This window comes from Streptomyces sp. NPDC059455 (genome assembly GCF_042750115.1).
Taxonomy (GTDB): Bacteria; Actinomycetota; Actinomycetes; order Streptomycetales; family Streptomycetaceae; genus Streptomyces; species Streptomyces endocoffeicus.
Genome location: NZ_JBHYVB010000031.1, coordinates 19,794 through 24,026, shown reverse-complemented (window position 1 = coordinate 24,026; position 4,233 = coordinate 19,794). Strand labels below are relative to the sequence as shown.

Annotated in this window: 2 protein-coding genes and 1 pseudogene; 1 reads left to right on the top strand and 2 read right to left on the bottom strand. The window is 71.7% G+C overall.

What is annotated here, in order from left to right; genetic code table 11:
- Together ACFXB5_RS13825 and gabT are read right to left on the bottom strand one after the other, a co-directional pair.
- Positions 1-205: pseudogene (locus tag ACFXB5_RS13825) on the bottom strand (phosphoesterase); the annotation flags it as partial.
- 102 nt (positions 206-307) lie between these two features.
- Positions 308-1,657 (bottom strand): 4-aminobutyrate--2-oxoglutarate transaminase, encoded by a 1,350-nt coding sequence (gene gabT, locus ACFXB5_RS13820; RefSeq protein WP_385206655.1) that lies wholly within the window; start codon positions 1,655-1,657, stop codon positions 308-310.
- Between the two features lie 249 nt (positions 1,658-1,906).
- On the opposite strand from gabT, the gene ACFXB5_RS13815 reads away from it, so the two are divergent.
- Entirely contained in the window at positions 1,907-4,075 is a 2,169-nt protein-coding gene (locus tag ACFXB5_RS13815) for an ATP-binding protein (RefSeq protein WP_385206652.1), read from the top strand.
- Positions 4,076-4,233: the final 158 nt, after the last annotated feature.

The following is a 4,233-nucleotide window of genomic DNA, read 5'->3' as shown; positions in this document are numbered from 1 at the left end:
GAACAGGGGGGGTGGTTCCGGGGCCGCCGTGGCGATCGGTGTGCCGCGCGCCCCGGGGGGTTTGGGGCGGGCGGCCATCCGATCGGTGAGGAGATCCGGAGCCGGAGGCTCCAGTGGTGTGCGCGAGGGCACAGCCGGGTCGGGGCTGGGGAAGCACCGGCCAGGCATCGCCCGCAGTCGCCTGCGAGCGGGGTGTTTCTCTCATCTGCAATGACCGTACGGCAGCGAAGCCCCGCCGGACAGACCGATCACCCACCTGTCATCGGCCCCGCACATCTTCTTCACGCCACCCATCGATCACTCACGGTCACAGCTCGGCGAAGGCGCTCTCGAGGACGTCGAGACCCTCGTTCAGGAGGTCCTCGCCGATCACCAGCGGCGGCAGGAAACGCAGCACATTGCCGTAGGTTCCGCAGGTCAGCACCAGCAGCCCGGCCGAGTGGCACGCCTTGGCGACGGCGGCGGTGACCTCGGGGTTGGGGTCCTTGGTGCCGGACTTCACGAGTTCGATGGCGATCATGGCGCCGCGGCCGCGGAGGTCGCCGATGATGTCGTATTTCTCCCGCATCGCGGCGAGGCGGCCCTTCATGACCTCCTCGATGCGCTTGGCCCTGGCGTTGAGGTCCAGCTCGCGCATCGTCTCGATCGCGCCGAGCGCCGCCGCGCACGCCACCGGGTTTCCGCCGTAGGTGCCGCCGAGACCGCCGGAGTGCGCCGCGTCCATGATCTCCGCGCGGCCGGTGACGGCGGCCAGCGGCAGACCGCCCGCGATGCCCTTGGCGGTGGTGATCAGGTCCGGGACGATGCCCTCGTCCTCACAGGCGAACCACTGGCCGGTGCGGCAGAAGCCGGACTGGATCTCGTCCGCGACGAACACGATGCCGTTGGACTTGGCGAACTCCGCGATCCTGGGCAGGAAGCCCTTGGCGGGCTCGATGAAGCCGCCCTCGCCGAGGACCGGCTCGATGATGATCGCGGCCACGTTCTCCGCCCCGATCTGCTTGCTGATCATGTCGATGGCCTGGGCCGCGGCCTCCTCGGCGCAGTTCTCCGGGCCGGTCAGCCAGCGGTAGGGGTAGGCGAGCGGAACGCGGTACACCTCGGGCGCGAAGGGGCCGAAGCCGTGCTTGTACGGCATGTTCTTGGCGGTGAGCGCCATGGTGAGGTTGGTCCGGCCGTGGTAGCCGTGGTCGAAGACGACGACCGCCTGCCGCTTGGTGTACGAACGGGCGATCTTCACCGCGTTCTCCACCGCCTCGGCGCCCGAGTTGAACAGCGCCGACTTCTTGGTGTGGTCGCCGGGCGTGAGCCGGGCCAGCTCCTCGCACACCTCCACATAGCCCTCGTACGGCGTGACCATGAAACAGGTGTGCGTGAAGTCCGCCAGCTGCGCGGACGCCCGGCGCACGACGGCCTCCGCGGAGGAGCCGACGGAGGTCACGGCGATACCGGAACCGAAGTCGATCAGCGAGTTGCCGTCCACGTCCTCGATCACACCGCCGCCCGCGCGCACGGTGAAGACCGGCAGCACACTCCCCACCCCACTGGCGACCGCCGCGTTCTTACGGGCGAGCAGCTCCCGCGACTTCGGGCCGGGAATCGCGGTGACGACGCGACGCTCCTGGGGGAGGGCGGGGCCTCCGGACAGTTCGGTCATGACGGGCTCCAGGGGAAAGAACAGGGGTTTTAGTCGCAGGCTATGGGCGTGGCGAGGGATGAGGCATGTTCCGTTCGGGAGCACTGCGCGTGTTTCCTTGTCCGCGGCGGCCATAGCCCGACGGCAGCCTTACGGACCCCGCGAGTGAGACGGGCCCGCCCGGGTCGCTGAACTCCCCGCGCGGGAACACTAGATTGAGCGATGGCGCGAAAGCCGAGGAACAGCCGGTCAGGGGGCAAGGGGCAGCACATGGACACCGAGGGCACGTTCGACCCACGCAGCACACGCCACAACCCGCCCCCACCCCCACCCCCGCAATCACCGCCTTCCTTTCCCGCCGCCCCGCCGCCGATGCCGCCGACCGCGCCCCCGGCGGCCCCCGGTGCGCCTCCGGTTCCCGCGCCCGCGGCCCGCCCGTCCTTCGTCGCCTGGCTGCGCGCTCCGCGGTCCGAGGCGGCGCCGGGGGTGTGGACGTACGAGCACAAGCCGAAGGCGCCGGAGGAGCCGGATCGGATTCCGGGGCGGCGGCTGCTCAGCGGGGCCTTGATCTCGGCCTTGTGCGGCTGGCTGGTCTGGTCACTGATCTATTACGAGTACTTCGGCAGCTTCTACCTCTGGCCGCTGTACTTGCTGACCCCGGAGTCCTGGGTCGAAGGCGACGACAAGATGGCGTTCGTCTGGTCTTGGCGCATCTACCAAGTCATCTTCGCAGGGGTCCTCGCTGTGATCTTCGGTCGCGTCGGCCACTGGCCCGAGGTCTGGCGTCGTTATGTCGCGCCCCTCTTCCGGCGGGCCTGGGATGAGCCCGCTCCTGAGGCGGTGGCCGCGGGGCGGCCGGAGGGGGATCCGGTGGAGTGGCCGCAGTTGCGGGCCGCGGGGGGGCACAGTGCGGCTGATCGGTTGGCGGCGGACGCGCGGGCGGGGGCGATGAATGACGTCGACCACGCCCGGATCGACCGCGCCTGGCAGTCCGTGCGGGCGGGGAGGAATTCGCTCGCCTCGTTCACCGACACCGTGCTGCGCCACGGCGCCGCCTCCTACGGCCATCCGTCCGGGGCGCGGGATCTGCCCGCCCGGACCGCGCGGCACGATCTCCTCGCCCATCAGGTCCGCCTCGGCACCGCCGCCGAGGATTCCCGCAATCCTTACCAGCACCGCGGCGTCGGGCTGGCCCTTGATCCCGAGGTGTTGGGCACCTCGCTGCTGGCCGTCGGGCCGCCCGGTTCGGGGAAGACGGGGCGGGTGGTGCGGCCCGTCGTGGAGTCGCTGTGTCTGCAGGCGCTCGCCGGGCAGGTCGCCGTCGTGGCGGTCGGGGCGGCGGGGGCCGGGCTCGGGGCGGATGAGGCGTTCGACGTCGTCGTGAAGATCGGCCGGCCCGACTCCGGCTACGACCTCGACCTCTACGGCGGCACCACCGACCCCGACGAGGCCGCGGGCATCCTCGCCGAGGCCCTGATCGGCGACATGGCCGCCTCGCTGCCGGGCGGGGACAGCCGGCGCGCCGCCACCGCGCTGGCCCAGCTGCTCGGCCCCTACCGCGCCGCCCACGGCCGCTTCCCGTCCGTCCCGGATCTGCGGGAGCTGCTGGACGGTTCCAAGACGGCCGTCAACGCGCTGCGTGAGGCGCTGGACGAGACGGGGGAGCGGGCGCAGGCCCGCGAGCTGGAGGCGCGGGTCCGGCAGTCGGGCACGCCCGGGGACGTGGGCGCGCTGCTGGCGGACCGGATCGCGCTGCTGGACCGGCCCGCGTTCGCCGATTTCTTCGACACCACGGGCGACCGCCGCCCGTTCTCCCTCCGCGCCCTCGAACACCCCCTCCGGGTCCGTATCGACCTGCCCGAGCGGGGCCACGCGGAGGCGTCGCGGATGCTCGCGCGGCTGGTCCTGGCGCAGTTCACCGAGTGCGCCGTGGGCCGCGCCGACCGTTCGCTGTTCGCCTGCCTGGTCCTCGACGACGCCTCGCACACCGTCACGCCCGAGGCCCTGCGCGGCATCCAGCGGCTCCGTTCCGCCCACGCGGGCGCAGTGCTCACCCTCCGCACCCTCGACGACGTGCCCGAGTCGCTGCGCAGCGCGCTGCTCGGCGCGGTCGGCTGCCGGATGGCCTGTGCCGGGGTGACGACCTGGGACGGGGCGCGGTTCGCCGAGGTGTGGGGGACGGAGTGGGTCGAGACCCGGGACGTCACCGACCGGCAGATCATCGCCGAGGAGCCGCTCACCAAGGTGCTGCACTTCATCCGTAAGGTCGCCACCGGCAAGGCGGTGACCACCCAGTCGGTGACCGTACGGACGGTGGAGCGCGAGCGCTGGTCCGCCTCGGAGCTGGCCCATGCGGTTCCCCCGGGGCATGCGGTGCTGTCGGTGACTTCCGTAAAGGGCGAGGGCGGGCCGCCGGTGCTGGTGGATCTGCGCGGGTGATCGGCCGCCGTTCCGGTCGGTCCTCATTGCCGTCATCGGTTCCTGCTCTGGCCGCCATGGTTGCCCCGGGTGGCCCCGCAGGGCGGCCGGGGGCCCCCGGAACACACCCAAAACGCCCAACCCCGAGGCGGGGGAGGTATAAAAAATAACACCCCCCA